This window comes from Streptomyces sp. SAI-170 (assembly GCF_049739565.1).
GTDB lineage: Bacteria > Actinomycetota > Actinomycetes > Streptomycetales > Streptomycetaceae > Streptomyces.
In genome coordinates, this window is record NZ_JBMGQD010000001.1 from 981,196 (window position 1) to 998,329 (window position 17,134).

General features: G+C 73.4%; 17 protein-coding genes and 1 pseudogene. 10 read left to right on the forward strand and 8 right to left on the reverse strand.

Annotated features, from left to right (window positions below; all coding sequences use genetic code 11):
• Positions 1 to 23: 23 nt before the first annotated feature.
• The 3 genes from RKD23_RS04420 (at position 24) to RKD23_RS04430 (ending at position 5,877) form a co-directional block, all read left to right on the forward strand.
• A complete protein-coding gene (locus tag RKD23_RS04420; RefSeq protein ID WP_424852408.1) occupies positions 24 to 2,813 on the forward strand; it encodes an ATP-binding protein in 2,790 nt (929 codons plus the stop codon).
• A gap of 33 nt (positions 2,814 to 2,846) precedes the next feature.
• A complete protein-coding gene (locus tag RKD23_RS04425) occupies positions 2,847 to 3,029 on the forward strand; it encodes a hypothetical protein (RefSeq protein ID WP_424852409.1) in 183 nt (60 codons plus the stop codon).
• Positions 3,030 to 3,477: 448 nt separating this feature from the next.
• On the forward strand, positions 3,478 to 5,877 hold the full coding sequence (locus RKD23_RS04430; protein WP_424852410.1) for a SpoIIE family protein phosphatase: 2,400 nt from the start codon (positions 3,478 to 3,480) through the stop codon (positions 5,875 to 5,877).
• Between the two features lie 27 nt (positions 5,878 to 5,904).
• Here the strand turns inward: RKD23_RS04430 and RKD23_RS04435 are convergent, their stop codons facing one another.
• Positions 5,905 to 6,951: an SGNH/GDSL hydrolase family protein gene (locus RKD23_RS04435; protein ID WP_424852411.1), complete on the reverse strand. Its 1,047-nt coding sequence runs from the start codon at positions 6,949 to 6,951 to the stop codon at positions 5,905 to 5,907.
• Positions 6,952 to 7,256: 305 nt separating this feature from the next.
• Between RKD23_RS04435 and RKD23_RS04440 the strand changes: the two are divergent.
• Positions 7,257 to 7,673: pseudogene (locus RKD23_RS04440) on the forward strand (DUF4232 domain-containing protein); the annotation flags it as partial.
• A gap of 34 nt (positions 7,674 to 7,707) precedes the next feature.
• Here the strand turns inward: RKD23_RS04440 and RKD23_RS04445 are convergent.
• From RKD23_RS04445 to RKD23_RS04455, 3 genes are read right to left on the reverse strand one after another with little or no spacing between them, the layout of a single operon-like run.
• The gene (locus tag RKD23_RS04445) at positions 7,708 to 8,676 is read right to left on the reverse strand and encodes an aldo/keto reductase (RefSeq protein WP_424852412.1); all 969 of its coding nucleotides are present in this window, start codon (positions 8,674 to 8,676) and stop codon (positions 7,708 to 7,710) included.
• Positions 8,677 to 8,726: 50 nt separating this feature from the next.
• Positions 8,727 to 9,257 (reverse strand): flavoprotein, encoded by a 531-nt coding sequence (locus RKD23_RS04450; protein WP_424852413.1) that lies wholly within the window; start codon positions 9,255 to 9,257, stop codon positions 8,727 to 8,729.
• 9 nt (positions 9,258 to 9,266) lie between these two features.
• Entirely contained in the window at positions 9,267 to 9,728 is a 462-nt protein-coding gene (locus RKD23_RS04455; RefSeq protein ID WP_424852414.1) for a nuclear transport factor 2 family protein, read from the reverse strand.
• Positions 9,729 to 9,821: 93 nt separating this feature from the next.
• Here RKD23_RS04455 and RKD23_RS04460 point away from each other — a divergent pair, with 93 nt between their 5' ends.
• A complete protein-coding gene (locus tag RKD23_RS04460; protein WP_424852415.1) occupies positions 9,822 to 10,436 on the forward strand; it encodes a TetR/AcrR family transcriptional regulator in 615 nt (204 codons plus the stop codon).
• Between the two features lie 7 nt (positions 10,437 to 10,443).
• On the opposite strand, the gene RKD23_RS04465 is transcribed toward RKD23_RS04460, so the two are convergent.
• Positions 10,444 to 10,875 carry a nuclear transport factor 2 family protein gene (locus RKD23_RS04465; protein WP_404030991.1) on the reverse strand — a complete coding sequence of 144 codons (432 nt, stop codon included), beginning with the start codon at positions 10,873 to 10,875 and terminating at the stop codon, positions 10,444 to 10,446.
• Positions 10,876 to 11,112: 237 nt separating this feature from the next.
• On the opposite strand from RKD23_RS04465, the gene RKD23_RS04470 reads away from it, so the two are divergent.
• Entirely contained in the window at positions 11,113 to 11,565 is a 453-nt protein-coding gene (locus RKD23_RS04470) for a nitroreductase family deazaflavin-dependent oxidoreductase (protein ID WP_424852416.1), read from the forward strand.
• Between the two features lie 109 nt (positions 11,566 to 11,674).
• Here RKD23_RS04470 and RKD23_RS04475 read toward each other — a convergent pair whose 3' ends face one another.
• Positions 11,675 to 12,673, reverse strand: coding sequence for a cation diffusion facilitator family transporter (locus RKD23_RS04475; RefSeq protein ID WP_424852417.1), 999 nt, complete (start codon positions 12,671 to 12,673; stop codon positions 11,675 to 11,677).
• A gap of 99 nt (positions 12,674 to 12,772) precedes the next feature.
• On the opposite strand from RKD23_RS04475, the gene RKD23_RS04480 reads away from it, so the two are divergent.
• Positions 12,773 to 13,792 (forward strand): glutathione S-transferase family protein, encoded by a 1,020-nt coding sequence (locus RKD23_RS04480; RefSeq protein WP_424852418.1) that lies wholly within the window; start codon positions 12,773 to 12,775, stop codon positions 13,790 to 13,792.
• An 18-nt stretch (positions 13,793 to 13,810) separates the two neighbouring features.
• Entirely contained in the window at positions 13,811 to 14,116 is a 306-nt protein-coding gene (locus tag RKD23_RS04485; RefSeq protein ID WP_424852419.1) for a DUF4235 domain-containing protein, read from the forward strand.
• Between the two features lie 140 nt (positions 14,117 to 14,256).
• Here RKD23_RS04485 and RKD23_RS04490 read toward each other — a convergent pair whose 3' ends face one another.
• Entirely contained in the window at positions 14,257 to 14,724 is a 468-nt protein-coding gene (locus tag RKD23_RS04490; RefSeq protein WP_424852420.1) for a pyridoxamine 5'-phosphate oxidase family protein, read from the reverse strand.
• Between the two features lie 178 nt (positions 14,725 to 14,902).
• Positions 14,903 to 15,760: a hypothetical protein gene (locus tag RKD23_RS04495; protein ID WP_424852421.1), complete on the reverse strand. Its 858-nt coding sequence runs from the start codon at positions 15,758 to 15,760 to the stop codon at positions 14,903 to 14,905.
• 237 nt (positions 15,761 to 15,997) lie between these two features.
• Between RKD23_RS04495 and RKD23_RS04500 the strand changes: the two genes are divergently transcribed.
• Together RKD23_RS04500 and RKD23_RS04505 are read left to right on the forward strand one after the other, a co-directional pair.
• Positions 15,998 to 16,378, forward strand: a complete 381-nt coding sequence (locus RKD23_RS04500) for an anti-sigma factor antagonist (RefSeq protein WP_424852422.1) — start codon at positions 15,998 to 16,000, stop codon at positions 16,376 to 16,378.
• Positions 16,375 to 17,133 (forward strand): DUF4230 domain-containing protein, encoded by a 759-nt coding sequence (locus tag RKD23_RS04505; RefSeq protein ID WP_424852423.1) that lies wholly within the window; start codon positions 16,375 to 16,377, stop codon positions 17,131 to 17,133. Before RKD23_RS04500 ends, RKD23_RS04505 begins: the two co-directional genes overlap by 4 nt.
• Position 17,134 lies beyond the last annotated feature (1 nt).

Below are 17,134 nucleotides of genomic sequence, written 5' to 3' on the forward strand. Positions count from 1 at the left end.
AAAGCGGTACGGATAATGACCCGATGCCCACCGACGTGATCTCCGCCCGGGAAGCCGAAGTACTCGCCCTGCTCGGGGAGCACCTGAGCAACGCGGAGATCGCGGCACGCCTGTTCATCTCCGTACGGACCGTCGAGTCCCATGTCTCCTCGCTGCTGCGGAAGTTGGAGCTGCCGGACCGGCGGGCACTGTCGCGGCGGGCGGCCGAGCGGGCACGGCCGGCAGCGCCCGCCCTGCCCGCTCCGCTGACGGCGTTCGTCGGACGGGTGCGGGAGCGCGGGGAGTTGGCCGAGGCGGTCAAGACACACCGGCAGGTGACGGCGGTGGGCCCGGGCGGGGTCGGCAAGACGCGGCTGGCGCTGGCGGTCGCGGCCGAGGTGGCGGCTGACTACGCCGACGGGGTGTGGTTCGTGGACCTGGTGCCGGTCACCGATCCGAGGCGGGTCGGGGCGGCGGTCGCCGCTGCCGTGGGCGTGGGCGAGCAGCCCGGCGCCGGCCTCGACGACGCCGTGGTGGCCGCGCTGGCGGACCGCGAGGCGCTGCTGGTGCTGGACAACTGCGAGCAGGTGCGGGACGGGGTGGCTCCGTTCCTGGAGCGGCTGCTCGCGGCCTGCCCCGGCGTGCGGGTGCTGGTGACGAGCCGGGCCCGGCTGATGGTGCCGTTCGAGCGGGTGTTCCCGGTGCCGCCGCTGTCGCGGGACGGGGGCGCCGAGTCGGAGGCGGTGGCCCTGTTCCTGGACCGGGCCGCGGCGGTCGGCCTCGCCCCCGGTCCGGCCGTACGGGACCGGGTGGCGGCCCTGTGCGAGCGGCTGGACGGCATGGCCCTCGCGATCGAGCTCGCGGCGGCCCGGCTGCCCACCCTCGGCCTCGACGGCCTCACGGCCGGCCTCTCCGACCAGTTGCGCGTCCTCGCGGGCGGGCCCCGCGCGGACGACCGGCACCGGTCGGTGCGGGCGGTGCTGGACTGGAGCCACGACCTGCTCCGGCCGCAGGACCAGGCGTTGTTGCGCAGGCTGTCGGTGTTCGTGGCGCCGTTCACCGCGGACGCGGCCGCCGAGGTGACCGGTTTCGCCCCGCTGGACCGGGCCACGGTCGCCGACGGTCTGGGCCGGCTCGCCGAGCAGAGCCTGCTCGTGGTGGCCCCGGCCGCGTCCGGGACCCGCTATCGGGCGCTGGAGACCATCCGGCAGTACGGCGGGGCGCGCCTCGCCGACGCCGGTGAGGCGGACGAGGTCCTGGCCCGGCACGCGGACTGGTGCCTGGCCGCCGCGAGCGGACTGGAGGACACCGAGGGGCCCGACTGGCGGGCCCGCTTCGACGCCGTCGCGGACGACGTACGGGCCGCGCTCTCCTGGTCCGCCCGGCGCCCTGAGCGGCGCGGACAGGCCGGCAGGCTCGCCCTGGCCCTGGCGGGTGCCGCCTTCACCCGCACCCTGCTCGGCGAGTCCCAGCAGCGCTACGAGCAGGCGGCCGGGCTCGCCGACGAGAACCTGGCGGCCACGGCGTTGCGGCAGGCCGCCGCGGTGGCCGGCTGCCGCCGGCTCGGCGACGACATGCTGCGCCTGCACCGCGCCGCCTCCGCGGCCGCCCTGCGAGCCGGGGACAGCGCGGGCGCGGGCCGGGACCTCGCGGAGGCCGCGACCATCGCGTACCGCTTCTCGAGCACGTTCGCGCAGGTGCCGCCCCGCGACGAGGTGACCGGCCTGCTGGCGCGGGCGCGGGAGTTGTCCGGGAGCGACCCGGCCGCGCGGGCGGCGGTCGCGCTGGCGGAGGCGGCGGTGGTCGCGGACGCGTTCGGCGCGGTGCAGGGCGACGTCGACAACAGCGTGCGGGAGACCGTGGCGAGCGCCGAGCGGGCCGTACGGCTGGCCCGGCCGACGGGCGACCCGGTGGCCGAGTCGGCCGCGCTGGACGCGCTGTCCGGGGCCCGCAGCTGGGACGGGGACCCGTTCGGCGCGGCCGACGCCGCCCGGCGGCGGGTCGACGTCCTGGCCTCGGCGCCGCCGGGCCCGGCCGCGGCGCACGAGTTGATGGACGCCCTCGCCATGGCCGCGGGGACAGCCGTCGGGGCGGGCCGGCTGCCGGAGGCGCGGCGCTGGGGGCGGCGGCTCGCGCAGCACCCGCTGCTGGCCGAGGTGGGACACCACGCGACGTCCTGGCTGCTGGTCGCCGACGCGTTCGCCGGGCACGCCGACGAGGTCCTCGCGGGCAGTGTGCGGTTCCGTGACGCCTGGGAGCACAGCGGGCGGCAGCGGTCGTTCTCCCTGGGTCCCGCCGCCGCGGCCGTCGCCCTGGTGCACGGGCTGCGCGGTGACGGGCAGGCCCGGGCGGACTGGCTCGGGATCGTCGGCCGGGCGGGCAACGCGCCCGAGCACCGGCACGGCTACGGCGCCGTGTTCGACGCCCTGGTCCTGCTCCACCACGGAGACGTGGACGCGGCACTGGACCGGGTCGAGCCGGAGCCGGAGGAGGTGTGGAAGTGGGTGTCCTGGGTGTGGCTGCACTGGTACGTGGCGCTGCGCGCGGAGACGGCCGCACTCGCCGGGCATCCCGCGGCCCGGGACCGTATCGCCGCCGCCCGGGCCCTGGTCGACGGGAACCCGGTCGCCACCGCCCAGGTCGACCGGGCCGAGGCGCTCCTCGACGGTGACGTCTCCCGGCTCCCGGCCGCCGCAGCGGCGTTCGAGGCGGCCGGGAGTCCCTACCAGGCGGCCCGCACCCTGCTGCTCGCCGGCGGCCCGCACACCGCCACGGGCGAGGCCGCGCTGACCGGCCTGGGCCTGGGGTACGGCTTCCGGGTCGGCTCGGCCTGAAGGGACTGCGTGCGCCGGGCCCCACGGCGCGGCATGATCCGGAGGACGGGCCCTGCCGGCCCGGCCGACGGCCGCCGCAGCGGCGCTCGACGGCGCCGGAAGCCCTGCCAGGCGGCCCGCGCCTTGCTACTCGCCGGCGGCCCGCACACCGCCACGGGCGAGGCCGCGCTGACCGGCCTGGGCCTGGGGTACGGCTTCCGGGTCGGCCAGGCCTGAAGGGACTGCGTGCGCCGGGCCCCACGGCGCGGCATGATCCGGAGGACGGGCCCTGCCGGCCCGGCCGACGGCCGCCGCAGCGGCGTTCGAGGGCGCCGGAAGCCCGCCAGGCGGCCCGCACCCTGCTGCTCATCGGGGGCGAGGCCGCGCTCACCGGCCTGGGCATCGCAGCCACACGGAGATGACGGGCCTCCCTTCGCCGGGCGGCCCGCACTCTCCGGTTCACCCCGGCCTGGGCGTCGGCGCTGTCTCCCGGATCGGTCGGCCTGAAAGGACTGCGCTTCCCAGCGCGAGCAGGCCCCCGCGGTGCCGGCATGAGCCGGAAGGCGGGTCCTGGTGGCCGCGCGGACATGACCGGCCTCCCGTTCGCCGGTACGGTCGGAACCACTAGGCTGGAACGCAGCAGACGCACCCGTTGACTGTGAGTGTGCGCGATGGAGTGGCGACGATGAGCCTGGGCTACCCGTTCGACGAGGCCGCGACGGCCCGGGCTGTCATCGCCGAGGACGGCACACTGACCGCGTGGAACGAGGGCGCCCACCGGCTGCTGGGCTGGAGCGCGGACGACGTGCTGGGCCGCCCGGCCGCCGAACTGGTCGAGGGCACGGCGCCCCAGCTGCGGGGCACGCGCTGGGACGGCACTCTGACGCTGCGCCACCGGGACGGCCCTACGGTCTCGGTGTGGCTGCTCGCCCACCACCAGTGGCCGCCCGAGGGCGGCGCCGGGCACTGGCTCGTCGTCACCCCGCTGGACTCCCCCGGCAGACGCCCGCCCGGCGACCCGCTGGAGCAGTCCGCGCTGGCGCAGGCCCCGTGCGCGGTGGCCGTCTACGACGAGCGGCTGCGGCTGCACTCCGTCAACGACGCTATGGCCCGTACGCTCGGGCTGCCGCAGGAGCGCATCCAGGGGCTGCGGCTGTCCGAGATCGGCGGGAAGCCGCAGAGCGAGGAACTGGAGGAGAACCTCCTCCAGGTGCTCACCAGCGGCCGGCCCCGCGACGTACAGACGTATCTGCGCGCCGGCGGCGAGGAACACGCCCACGCGTGGCTCGCCCGGATGACCGCGGTCACCGACTCCGCCGGGCAGGTGCGGGGCGTGTGCATGGCCGCCCACGACGTCAGCGACAGCCATCTCGCGCGGGAGCGGCTGCAGTTGGTCAACCAGGCGAGCGTGCGTATCGGCAGCACCCTCGACGTCACCCGCACGGCTCAGGAGCTGGCCGAGGTGTGCGTGCCCGCGCTGGCCGACTTCGTCAGCGTCGACCTGCTGGACGCCGACGAGCAGAGCGGCGATCCGCCCGCCCGGATCGCCGTACCGGTCGGGCTGCGCAGGATCGCCCACCAGTCGGTGAACCCGGGCAGCCCCGAGGCGGTGGTCAAGCAGGGCGAGTTCGACTTCTACCCGGCCACCTCGCCGCAGGCCGACTCGCTCGTCGCGGGCCGCACCACCGTCGTGTCGGTGTCCGGCGGTGACCTGGAGCAGTGGCTGGCCCGCTCCCGGGAGCGCCGTGAGCGGGTGCGCGAGTACGGCATCCACTCCACGATGTCGGTGCCCATCCGGGCGCGTGGCACCACGCTCGGCGTGGTGGTGTTCAGCCGCTTCCGGCGGCCCGAGCCGTTCACCGACGACGACGTCCTGCTGGCCGAGGAGATCACGGCGCGGGCCGCGGTGTGCATCGACAACGCCCGCCGGTTCTCCCGGGAGCGGGAGACGGCCCTCGCGCTGCAGCGCAGCCTGCTGCCCCGCCGGCTGCCGCGGACGGCCGCGGTGGCGGCGGCCTCCCGGTATCTCCCGGCGGCGCGGGCGGGGGTGGGCGGCGACTGGTTCGATGTGATCCCGCTGTCGGGCATGCGGGTCGCCATGGTGGTCGGCGATGTCGTCGGCCACGGGGTGCAGGCCTCGGCGACGATGGGCCGGCTGCGCACGGCGGTGCGCACCCTCGCCGACATCGACCTGGCCCCGGACGAGTTGCTCACCCACCTCGACGATCTTGTCGTACGGCTCGCGCAGGAGAACGGCAGCGAGGCCGGCCGGCCCGGCGAGCTGGGCGCGACGTGCGTGTACGCGGTGTACGACCCGGTGTCCCGGCGCTGCACGGTGGCGCGGGCCGGGCATCCGGCACCGCTGATGCTGCCGCCGGACGGGCCGCCGTGCGAGATGGAGGTGCCCGCGGGGCCGCCGCTCGGGCTGGGCGGCCTGCCGTTCGAGTGCAGCGAGCTGTATCTGGCCGAGGGCACCGTGCTCGCCTTCTACACCGACGGGCTGATCTGGTCCCAGGACCGGGACGAGGAGGCCGCGCGTACGACTCTGCGGGCGGCGCTGGCCCAGCACGCGCAGTCGCTGGACGAGACCTGCGACCGTGTCCTGGCCTCGCTGCTGCCGCCCAGCGGCATCGCCGACGACGTGGCCCTGCTGCTGGCCGCCACCCGGGGCCTGCCCGCGGACCGGGTGGCCACCTGGGACATCCCGGCCGATCCCGCCCTGGTCTCGCCGATCCGCAAGCAGGTCGTCGAGCAACTGGCCACCTGGCGCCTCGACGAGGCGTCCTTCACGGCCGAGCTGGTGGTGAGCGAGCTCGTCACCAACGCGATCCGCTACGGCGCCCGGCCCATCCGGCTGCGCCTCATCCACGACACGGACACGCTGATCTGCGAGGTGTCCGACACCAACCACACCGCACCTCATCTGCGACGGGCCAAGACCTGGGACGAGGGCGGCCGCGGACTGCTGCTGGTGGCCCAGCTGACACAGCGGTGGGGCAGCCGACACACGGCCGACGGGAAGACGATCTGGGCGGAGCTGGGCCTCTTGGAGGAGCCGGGACAGCGCGGTGGCGCCTGGGAGTGAGGCCGGGCGCCACCGACTTGGGCGGGGTCAGGTTGTCAGTGCCGTACGGATGGCGGCCTCGACCTGAGTGGCCATGCTGGTGTGGCCGGCGGCGTTCGGGTGCACGAGGGTGGCGCGGTTGCCGTCGGAGCACGTGAGAGTGACCGGGCCGAGGCCGAGTTGGGTCGGCCAGTACGAGCCCGCTTGGCCGCAGACGCCTTCCACCCACTTCTGCGCAGGGGCCTGGCAAGCGTCATGGCCGACGCCGGCGGAGGCGGTGTCGACGTACTGGCCGCCGGACAGTTCCGTCACGGCCTGGATGATCGCGTTGAGGTGGCTGTGCACTTCGTGCAGCCAGGCGATGTCCCCGTGGGTGGCCGAGATCCGTCCGAGGCCACTGATGTCGGCGGCCAGCTCGGTGGTGTCCTGGCGGTCGCAGGTGGTGGGGTCCTCGGGGACGACCGTGGGGTAGCCGACCGTGATGATCTCGGCGTTGGGGGCCTTCTGACGCACGGAGTCCAGCATGACGGCGTACTCGCGGGTGACCCGGTCGTACTTGTCGTAGATGGACTCGGGGTCGAGGAACGAGCCGCCCGCTTCGTAGGCGTCCCGACAGGGTGTGGCTTCGTCGGGCTGGCCGACGTCGGCGAGCAGGCAGGAGGTGAGCATGCCGCCGAAGGGCAGGCTGTTGCCGCCCACGCCGATGGTGACCACCTTGGTGCTCTCGCTGAGCTGCGCACGCTCGGCCTGGGAGGCCACGGCGGGCCAGCCGTCCTCGGGCGGGTCCACGGGGCTGATGGGCTTCTGCCCGGTCGCGGCGATCTCGTTGATGACGGCACCACCGCAGCTGACGTCGGTCAGCCGCACCTCCTGCCCTGCGGGCGGCTGCGCGGCCAGCCCTTGCGCGACGAGGTTCGGATACGACCCGGTCGTGCGGTCACACCCGTCGCGATCCGCACTGCCCAGCGGCGGGCTCGGATCGCCGACGAAGACGCCCGCGGTGTAGGAGTCGCCGAGGGCCACCCACTGGACGGGTTCCGCCGCCGCGGAGGCGGGGGCCTGGGCGGTGGCGGCGAGTGTCAGCGCGGCCAGCACACCCAGTGCAACCCTTCGGATATTTCTGGAAATCTCGATGTGAAACACACACTCTCCCGAAAACAGACCGGACGGTTTCTTACCCTTGGTAGGTAAACAGTGACCCTCCGTATCTGCCAGGACTTCAGGTGATCATTCACTCCGTCGTGTCAATGCGGGTCCGCCGGGGGTGAGTCGGGCGAGCGGGGGTACCTCGTCCCTGAACTCACGGGAGGTTGAGGTTCATGACCAGGACGATCCCGTTCGTCGCCGGCGCGGCGCTCCTCGGGTGCGCCCTCGCGCTGCCGGGCAGCACCGCACAGGGCACCGAAGGCCGTTGCCACTCCGCCGAGTTGGCCGCGTCCGTCGGACGCAACGAACCCGGGGCGGGGCAGTGGAACTTCCCTGTCGTGCTGACCAATGTGTCCGGCCGTACCTGCACGGTGTACGGCTATCCGGGCGCGGCTTTCGTCGACGCGGAGGGCAGGCAGCTGGGCCCGGACCCCTCGCGGGAGGGCGGAGCGCCGGTGCGGGTGACTCTGGCGCCGGGTGACAGCGCGCGGGCCGGGTTGTCGTATGCCAACCCGGCCGTCAGCGGGGCGCGGACCGCTGTGCCCCGCTCGCTGCTGGTGACGCCGCCCGACGAGCGGAAGTCGCTTGTCGTGCGGTGGACTTCGGGTGCCGTGCCGGTGGGCGGGAACGAGTCGACCGTGTCGGTGACTGTGCTGCGCGGCTCGCCGTAGGCCGTCGGTCGCCTGGCGGCGGTTCCCCGCGCCTCTAGTGGCCGGCGATCGGGTGGGGCGTGTACGGGGCCTCCAGCTCCTCCAACTCCTTTTCGGTGAGGTGGAGTTCGACCGCCGCGACGGCGTCCTCGATGTGGTGGGGCTTGGACGCGCCGACGATCGGGGACGTCACCGAGGACTTGTGCAGGAGCCAGGCGAGGGCCACCTGAGCGCGGGGTACGCCTCGGGACTCGGCGATGCGGGTGACGGCTTCGACGATGGCGCGGTCGCCCTCCTGGTAGAGGGTGCTGCCGAAGTCGTCGGTGCTGCTGCGGTCGGTGACGGTGCCCCAGTCGCGGGTGAGGCGGCCGCGGGCGAGGGGGCTCCAGGGCAGGACGCCGACGCCCTGGTCGGCGCACAGGGGCAGCATCTCGCGTTCCTCCTCGCGGTAGAGGAGGTTGTAGTGGTTCTGCATGGAGACGAACTTGGTCCAGCCGTGCCGTTCCGCCGTGTGCTGCATCTTGGCGAACTGCCAGGCGTACATCGAACTCGCCCCGATGTAGCGCACCTTGCCCGCCTTCACGAGGTCGTGCAGGGCCTCCATGGTCTCCTCGACCGGGGTGTGCGGGTCGAAGCGGTGGATCTGGTACAGGTCGACGTAGTCGGTGCCGAGGCGCGCGAGGCTGTGGTCGATCTCGGTGAGGATCGCCTTGCGGGACAGCCCGGCGCCGTTGGGGCCGGGCCGCATCCGGCCGTGCACCTTGGTGGCGAGCACGATCTCGTCGCGGCGGGCGAAGTCGCGCAGCGCCTTGCCGACGATCTCCTCGCTGGAGCCGTCGGAGTAGACGTTCGCGGTGTCGAAGAAGGTGATGCCGGCGTCCAGCGCCTGGCGGATCAGCGGCCGGGACGCCTCCTCGTCGAGCGTCCACTCGTGCACGCCCCGGTCGGGTGCGCCGTAGGTCATGCAGCCCAGACAGATCCGCGACACGTCCAGACCGGTCGAACCGAGCTTCACGTACTGCATCGTTGCTGCTCCCGTCGTCGGCGGTGGAGGTCCGAGGGGAGCCTACGTCGTCAGTGCCCGAGCAGGTCCAGCGCCCTGAGCCAGGGGAACTCGGGGCGGCGGCCGTCGGGTCCGGGTTCGCCGGAGTACGGCTCCCCGAAGCGCACGCCCATGGCGCGCAGGCGTATCAGGCTGTCCCCGTAGGCGGGGTGGGCGGCCAGCGCGTCGGCCACGCAGGGCAGGACCGCGATGGGGACGCCCAGGCCGCAGGCCTCGTTGAGGGTGCCCAGGGCGAGGGTGTCGGCGATGCCTGCCGCCCACTTGTTGACGGTGTTGAAGGTGGCGGGCGCCACCACCACGGCGTCCGGCGGCGGGAAGGGGCGCGGGTCGCCGGGTGCGCGCCAGGCCGAGCGGATGGGGCGGCCGGTGAGCGTCTCGACGGCGGCCGTGTCGAAGAAGCCGTTCATGGCGGTGGGGGTGGCGAGCACACCGACCTCCCAGCCCTCCCGCCGGGCCGCGCCGATGAGTTCACCGACGCCCGAGGCGATGCCGGCGGCACACACGACGACGTAGAGGAAGGGTTTCGCGGCCTGTTCGATCACCCGAAGACCCTACTGGAGCGGGAAGGTCAGCCCGCGTTCGGCGTCCGGGCGCGGCCCGAGGATGCGGCGCTCGCTCTCCTCGATCGGCACGTCGTCGATGGACGCCTCCCGACGGCTCATCAGGCCCTGCTCGTCGAACTCCCACAGCTCATTGCCGTACGACCGCCACCAGCGGCCCTCGGCGTCCTGGGACTCGTACTGGAAGCGGACGGCGATGCGGTTGCCGTCGAAGGCCCACAGGTCCTTGCGCAGCGCGTACTGCCGCTCGCGCGCCCACTTGGCGGTGAGGAACCGGGCGATCTCGGCACGGCCGGTGAGGAAGGTGTCGCGGTTGCGCCACACGGAGTCCTCGGAGTAGGCCAGGGCGACCTTGTGCGGGTCGCGGGTGTTCCAGGCGTCCTCGGCGGCTTGCACCTTCTGTGCGGCGGTCTCCCGGGTGAAGGGCGGCAGGGGCGGTCGCGCGGCGGTCATGGCGTCCTCCGGTACGAGTCGAGGGAGAACGAGCGTTCTCCCGTTGGCTGCTACCGTAGGAGAACGCTCGTTCTCACGTCAAGGAGTGGCCCCATGGACAGCGCGACCGCGCGGGAGAAGGCCCTGGACGCCGCGGAGGCCCTCTTCTACGGGCGCGGCGTGCAGTCGGTCGGCATGGACGACGTCCGCGCCGCCTCGGGGGTCTCGCTGAAGCGCCTCTACCAGCTCTTCCCGGCCAAGGAACAGCTGGTCGTGGCCTATCTGGAGCGCCGCGACACCCGCTGGCGCAGCCGCCTCGCCGATCACGTCGCCCGGCACCCCGACCCCGAGCGCCGGCTCCTCGCGGTCTTCGACTGGCTCGAGCTGTGGTTCGCCGAGCCCGGCTTCCGCGGCTGCGCCTGGATCAACGCGTACGGCGAACTGGGCGCGACCTCCTCCGCGGTGGCGGACCAAGTGCGCGCCCACAAGCGGGCGTTCCGCGCCTACCTCACCGCTCTGGTGAAGGACGCCCGCCGGCCGGAGGAACTGGCGGGCCGGCTCTACCTCCTGGCGGAGGGCGCGATGGTGACGGCGGGCATCGAGGGCACACAGGAGCCGGCCGCGGAAGCGAGAGACTCCGCAAGGGCGCTGCTAGGGGCGCGGGGAACTGCGCGACCAGCCACGACCGACCCGCAGCCGCGCGTCACGAGCGATCAGGCGGACGACTAGGCGCACCTCACTCGAACGCCCGCGCCACGGCCAGCGAGTCCTCGTACACGTGATGCCGCACGACCAGGCCATTCTCCACGCTCAGATGCAGTGCGAATCTGGCGCGATACGCACGCCCCGTCGCCTTGGAGGTCTGCCGGATCTCGCCGAGCACCACCGCGTCGGCCCCGTCCACGAGGATCCGCTCGACCCGCGTCGCGGCCCGCTCGGCGACATGGTGCTCGGCCAGCTCCCGGTAGTGCGCGGCCGCGTCCGCGCGGGTGGAGCGGTGCCTGATCCACGGCGTGGCCGCCCGCCCGTGCTCGGCCTCCGGCCAGTCCAGCCGCCAGTCCACGCGCTCGGCGTACAGCTCGGCGATACGGTCGGGGTCGCCCTGGCCGATGCGGCGCAGCAGTTCCTCGACGACGGAGCGGGTGGTCGGTTCAGGGGTCGCGGTCATGGGGGTTCGCTCTCCTTCGGCCGGTGTCGCACGCGGGGATCACGACTGTGCCCGACCGGTACGCGCGGCGCGATCACGCCGGTGGCAATCACGCCGCACCCCGCACCCGCTCCGGCCTGCGGCGGTGGCCGAAAGCGGCCGCGGCCGAAGATGTTCGCGGTAGGGATGATTCCGGCGCCCGCGGTTGTTCCCGCACGGCGCCAGTGATGTGTACGCAAACCATCGGACGGAGTTTCCATGCCTCTTGAGGGCGAGTACGAACCGAGCCCGACCCAGTGGGTCCGCGAGCAGGTGGAGCTGTACGAGGGCTCCGGCGGCACCGAGGGAACGACCCTGTTCGACACCGGGCTGCCGGTCGTCGTCCTGACCAGCATCGGTGCGAAGAGCGGCAAGATCCGCAAGACGCCGCTGATGCGGGTCGAGTACGAGGGCAGCTACGCCGCCGTGGGCTCGGTGGGCGGCGCGCCGAAGAACCCGGTCTGGTACGCCAACCTCAAGGCCGACCCGCGGGTGGAGCTGCAGGACGGCACGGTCAAGCAGGACATGAAGGCCCGCGAGGTCAGCGGCCGGGAGCGGGACGAGTGGTGGGAGCGGGCCGTCGCGGCCTTCCCCCAGTACGCCGAGTACCAGAAGCACACCGACCGGACGATTCCCGTCTTCGTGCTGGAACCGGTCGACGGACACCACTGATCACGCGACTCCCACATCGGATCCGGTCGGCGGACAGCGCTGATCACGCCGGATCCGGGATTTTCGGCGCGTGGCGCGCATGATCGCCGCCGTGCCGGGCATCCGGATGTCAGGCCCCGCCGCGTTCCCCCGTCGCGGCGGGGCTCTCCTGTGCCTCCCGGGCGGGCCGGTCGGTCACGTCGAGGAAGATCTGGTCGGCCTCGGGCACGGCCCGCGCGATCGAGCGCTTGATGCGTACGGCGACCTCTTCCACGCGCTCGCTGTCGATGCCCGGCATGAGGTCGATCCGCGCGGCGACCAGCGTCGATTCGAGGCCGGTCTGCATGGTGAACAGGGCCTCCACGCTGTCGATCTCCGGCTGTGCCGCCAGCAGGGCACGGATGCGGGCGCTCGCCTCGGGATCGGCGGCCTGTCCGATCAGCCGGTCGCGGGCGTCGCGGCCGAGCCGGATGGCGACGAGGACGAGGAGCGCGCCGATGGCGAGCGAGGCCGCGCCCTCCCAGACGGCCTGCCCGGTGGCGCGGTGCAGGGCCATCCCGGCGAAGGCCAGGGCCACGCCGATCACCGCCGTACCGTCCTCGGCGACGACCGTGCGCAGGGCGGGGTCGCGCAGGCCGTCGGCCATGCCGTGGACGCGCAGCTGGTACAAGGCCCGCACGAGGGAGGCGCCCTCGGCGACGAACGCCACGGCGAGGACGATCAGACCGGCGGAGTAGCCCGTGAAGTCCTGGTGGGCTCCGCCGCGCAGGGCCTCGACGCCCTGGAAGAACGAGAAGCAGCCGCCGGTCACGAAGATCCCGACGGCCGCGAGCAGGGCCCAGAAGAAGCGTTCCTTGCCGTAGCCGAAGGGGTGGCGGCGGTCGGCCGGGCGGCGGCTGCGGCGCAGCGCGGTGAGCAGGAAGACCTCGTTCAGGCTGTCGGCGACGGAGTGGGCGGCCTCGGACAGCAGCGCCGGTGAGGCGGCGGCGAGGCCGCCGACCACTTTGGCGACCGCGATCACCAGGTTCGCGGCGAGGGCCACCAGCACGGTGACACGGGTCCTGCGGTCGGCTTTCCGGGTCGGGGGCGGGGTGGTGGGCGTGTTCGGGGTCCTGGACGTATCGCTCACCCCCGCCGATTGCCCCGGCCGGTGCGGATCACACCGTTCCGGTCGGCGAAACGGGGTACCCGGGCCGACGGAAGCCGTGTGGTGGGGAGGAAGGCCGTGATGAGCGACACCGGCGAGGGCAACAGCGCGTACGGCAGGAGGGACTTCAAGCGGTCCAAGAGCCACTTCACCGACCGGATCACCGCCGACGGCCGGGACGGCTGGCCGGTGGAGCCGGGCCGTTACCGCCTGGTGGTGAGCCGCGCCTGTCCGTGGGCGAGCCGGGCGGTGATCGCCCGTCGGCTGCTGGGCCTCGAGGACGCCCTGTCGATGGCGATCGCCGATCCGATCCAGGACGACCGCAGCTGGCGCTTCACGCTGGACCCGGACGGACGCGATCCGGTGCTCGGCATCCGTTTCCTCAGCGAGGCCTACGACCGCCGGGAGACGGACTACCCGGGCGGGGTGAGCGTGCCCGCGGTCGTGGACGTGCCCAGCGGGAAGCTGGTCACCAACGACTACCAGCAGCTCACCCTGGACCTCGCGACCGAGTGGACGGCCCTGCACCGGGAGGGGGCGCCGCAGCTGTACCCCGAGCGGCTGCGGGACGAGATCGACAGTGTGATGGCGGACGTCTACGAGGACGTCAACAACGGTGTGTACCGGGCCGGTTTCGCCACCGGGCAGGAGGAGTACGAGTCCGCCTGCGCGGCGGTGTTCCGGCGGCTGGAGCTGCTCTCCGCGCGGCTGGAGCGGCAGCGGTACCTCGTCGGCGACACGATCACCGAGGCGGACGTCCGGCTGTTCACCACGCTGGTGCGGTTCGACGCCGTCTACCACGGCCACTTCAAGTGCAACCGCTGGAAGCTGGCGGAGGACCCGGTGCTGTGGGCGTACGCGCGTGACCTGTTCCAGACGCCCGGCTTCGGGGACACCGTCGACTTCGACCACATCAAACGGCACTACTACCGGGTCCACACCGGCATCAACCCGAGCCGCATCGTGCCGCTCGGGCCCGATCTGTCCGGCTGGGCGACCCCGCACCGCCGGGAGGAGCTGGGCGGACGCCCCTTCGGCGACGGTACGCCGCCCGGCCCGGTACCGGCCGCCGAGGTGGTCCCCTCGGTGGGCCGGCCCTGAACCCTGAAAGGAGCTTCCGTGGCCAAGAAGCAGAAGAAGCAGAAGCTGCCGCTGGCGTACAAGCCGCTCGGCTTCGTCCTCGGCTATGCCGGCGGTACCCTCTCCGGTCTCGCCTTCCGCCGCACCTGGCGGGCTCTCCGGCACGAGGACGACGCCCCCGACCCGCTCGACCGCGACCGCGGCTGGGGCGAGATCCTGCTCGCCGCGGCCATCCAGGGGGCCATCTTCGCCGCCGTCCGCAGCGCGGTGGACCGTGGCGGTGCGAAGGCCATCGAACGCTCCACGGGCGTCTGGCCGGGCGATCCGAAGCAGGGCCGCGCGTAGGCCTCCGGCCGTTCGGCACCGCCGCCCGCCGTACGGGCTTGGACGTGTGCGCGGCCGCGGGCCGTGGTGGTTGCTCGCGCCGTTCCCCGCGCCCCTTGGGGGCGTGCCCTGGAGGGACCCGGGGAGCGCGCAGCGGGGTTTCAGTCGGTCATCAGCCAGGTTCCGTTGCTCATCAGCTCCCGGCCGTCGAGTTCGGTGCCGCCGCGCCAGCTCTGGATGCGGGCCGGCCGGATGCGGAAGTACAGGTAGGGCGTGGACAGTTGCCGCGGGTCGAAGCCGGTCCTCGTGGCGAACAGGTCGGCCTCCTCCTCGGACAGGTCGGGCGGGGCGACCGTGTCGGCGGTGCCCTCCACCAGCACGACGTCCCGCGTCTCCCCCACTCCGAGCCGCACGCTGCCGTTCGCGGCCAGGTTGCGCCCGGTGCGGGAACCTTCCGGCGTGGCGATCAGCACGGTCGTCCCGTCCCAGATGAACGACAGCGGCACGAGATAGGGCGCGCCCGGCTCCTCCCCCGCCGTGGCGACCCACGCGTCCCCGCCCTCCTCCAACCGCCCCAACGCCTCCCGCAACCGCGGCTCACCCGGCCGCACCGGCTCCGCACCACTCATGGGACCACCTCCAGCTGCACCGACACCCCCTCGTCCCCAGTCTGCCCCCGCGCCCTGGCCCACCCCGGCATCACGCAAGGTGGGCGTACGGTGTCGATGCCCGCGGCCGTCTTTTCACCCTGGCGGGTGATCACTTCTCGGTCATTCACAGGGACCGGCGGCCCCTCACCGGCAGCCCTCACCGGCACCCGAAGTCCTCGCTCACCCGAGGCCACGCCTCCACCCCGTCGGGGCTGCGGACGTAGAGGTACGTCGGGTCGGTGGTGTGCCAGAGGGTGTGGTCGGTCTGGTGGTAGCCGAGGGGGCGGGCGTCGGTGGGGAGGGTGGTGTGGCGGGCGTAGGGGGCGGTGAGGGTGCCTTCCGGGAGGACCTTGTCGGGGTCGCGGGCGTAGGTGGCGTCGGCCAGGGCGATGAAGTCGGCGGACTGCCAGTCGCAGTGGGACGGGCCCGAGTAGCTGTGGATCTCGGTGTAGGGGAGGCGGTGGCCGGTGGAGTCGGTCCACAGGGTGTAGGGGCGGCTCGCCAGGTAGCTGTCCGGGAGTTCGGAGGGGTCGCAGGCGGCGCTGGTCTCGGGGCCCCAACCGGGGGCGTTCGGGCGGTCCTTGGCGACGACGACGGCGACCTTGGTGCGGCCGTCGACGTCGAGGGAGAACAGCACCCGGTCGCCCTCCTCGCGCTCGACCCGGTAGCCGTGACGCGGCACGTCCGGCTGCTCGATGTCGAAGTAGGCCTCCAGGCCCTCCTCGGGCGTGTCCCCGCCGTCGCCCTCGCTCCACCGCTCGCCCGGCCCGCCGGAGAAGATCTCCCCCTCGCACTCCAGCGCCCGCCCCGCCGCGCCGGACTCGATCCGCACGGCCCGCTGACTGTCCTCGTCGAGGTTCCTGGCCGGAACGTGCAGCGGCCCGCGGTACGGCGTGACGGGCGGGGTCCCTGTGACGACGACGTCCTCGCCGTCCGCCCCGCACCCGGTGACCAGGCCCGTCACGGCCGCGGTCAGGACCAGCCCCGTCCTCGCCGCCCGAAACGCTCCGCGCATGTCCCGCCCCTGTCCCTCGCCGCTGTGTCCCTCCTACGACGCCGCGGTGGCCGGAAGCGTTCGACCCCGTCGGGGCCCTCCGGGCGGGCTCTCCGAACCGCGGGTGAACGCCGAGGACGATCTCCGCCGCAATTCGGCGACATATGTCAACCGAACATGCTGCAATACATGCGTTCGAGGGTAACTTGCGGGGCAGGAACAGGACTTGGGACCGCCCGGGCAGGAGGCGAAGTCGTCGTGCAGCAGGAACCCGCGCCGCTCACCCGGCATCTCCGTGTCCGGGGCGAGCGGGGCTACACCGTTCTGGAGTTCCGCGGTGAGATCGACATCGCCGCCGCGGCGGAGATCCTGCCGCATCTGGACGCCGCCACCGGGGCCCCCGGCGCCCGGGTCGTGCTCGACCTGCGCCCCACCGAGTTCTTCGACTGCTCCGGGCTGCGTCTGCTCGCCCGGGCCAGGACCCGGGTGCTCGACGGGGACGGGAGGCTGCACCTGGTGTGCACGGACCCGCTGACCCTGCGCGTCCTGCGGGTCACCGGCATGGCCCGGCTGCTGCCCCCGCGGCCGACGCTGGACGCGGCCCTGGAGCAGCCCGAGACGACGTCCGGCAGCTTATGAGCCCCTCCCCCGCCCCCTCAACTGCGCCAACTCACCGGTCTGGAAGGGCTGATGACGGGCATTCGGAAAGGAGGGAAGGAAGGGGGTACCCCGTGACGACGACCCGTGCACACGCCTCCCGCCGCCCGCGGGGCTGGGCCTGGGCGGCCGGCGCCGTGGTGCTGGTGCTCGCCCTGCTGGCCGCCGGGCTCGGCCTCAGCGCGCTGCCGGGGCTGAGGGACGTCTTCGGCACCGAGACCCGGGACCGGTCGGGACCCGCCCTGCTGGAGTCGATCCAGGACCTCAGCCGCTACGAGGCCGCCTCGGGCGCCTTCCAGGTGGTGGTGGACCTGGAGAAGGACGCCCGGTTCCTGCCGGACGCGGTCCGCGGCACCCGCACGCTGTACGTCGGCGCGGGGTCGGTCGACGCGTACGTCGATCTCGGCAAGGTCGGCGCGGACGACGTGCAGGTCGACGAGGACCGCACCTCGGCCACGCTGCACCTGCCGCACGCCGCCCTCGGCAGGCCCGCCCTCGACCCCGACCGCTCCTACGCCGTCTCCAAACAGCGCGGCCTGCTGGACCGGCTCGGCGACCTGTTCTCCGACAACCCGAACGGCGAACAGGCCGTACAGCAACTCGCGGTGCGGCACATCGCGGACGCGGCGAAGGAGAGCGGGCTGACCGCACGCGCCGAGCGCAACACCACCGACATGCTGCAAGGGCTGCTGCACTCCCTGGGGTTCAGCCGGGTGCGGGTCACGTACGGTCCCTGAC

Excerpts from the sequence above, each read along its gene's own strand:
- RKD23_RS04420 (WP_424852408.1), top strand. The coding sequence starts at position 24 with ATGCCCACCGACGTGATCTCCGCCCGGGAAGCCGAAGTACTCGCCCTG.
- RKD23_RS04425 (WP_424852409.1), top strand. The coding sequence starts at position 2,847 with ATGATCCGGAGGACGGGCCCTGCCGGCCCGGCCGACGGCCGCCGCAGC.
- RKD23_RS04430 (WP_424852410.1), top strand. The coding sequence starts at position 3,478 with ATGAGCCTGGGCTACCCGTTCGACGAGGCCGCGACGGCCCGGGCTGTC.
- RKD23_RS04445 (WP_424852412.1), bottom strand. The coding sequence starts at position 8,676 with ATGCAGTACGTGAAGCTCGGTTCGACCGGTCTGGACGTGTCGCGGATC.
- RKD23_RS04455 (WP_424852414.1), bottom strand. The coding sequence starts at position 9,728 with ATGACCGCCGCGCGACCGCCCCTGCCGCCCTTCACCCGGGAGACCGCC.
- RKD23_RS04460 (WP_424852415.1), top strand. The coding sequence starts at position 9,822 with ATGGACAGCGCGACCGCGCGGGAGAAGGCCCTGGACGCCGCGGAGGCC.
- RKD23_RS04465 (WP_404030991.1), bottom strand. The coding sequence starts at position 10,875 with ATGACCGCGACCCCTGAACCGACCACCCGCTCCGTCGTCGAGGAACTG.
- RKD23_RS04470 (WP_424852416.1), top strand. The coding sequence starts at position 11,113 with ATGCCTCTTGAGGGCGAGTACGAACCGAGCCCGACCCAGTGGGTCCGC.
- RKD23_RS04480 (WP_424852418.1), top strand. The coding sequence starts at position 12,773 with ATGAGCGACACCGGCGAGGGCAACAGCGCGTACGGCAGGAGGGACTTC.
- RKD23_RS04490 (WP_424852420.1), bottom strand. The coding sequence starts at position 14,724 with ATGAGTGGTGCGGAGCCGGTGCGGCCGGGTGAGCCGCGGTTGCGGGAG.
- RKD23_RS04495 (WP_424852421.1), bottom strand. The coding sequence starts at position 15,760 with ATGCGCGGAGCGTTTCGGGCGGCGAGGACGGGGCTGGTCCTGACCGCG.
- RKD23_RS04505 (WP_424852423.1), top strand. The coding sequence starts at position 16,375 with ATGAGCCCCTCCCCCGCCCCCTCAACTGCGCCAACTCACCGGTCTGGA.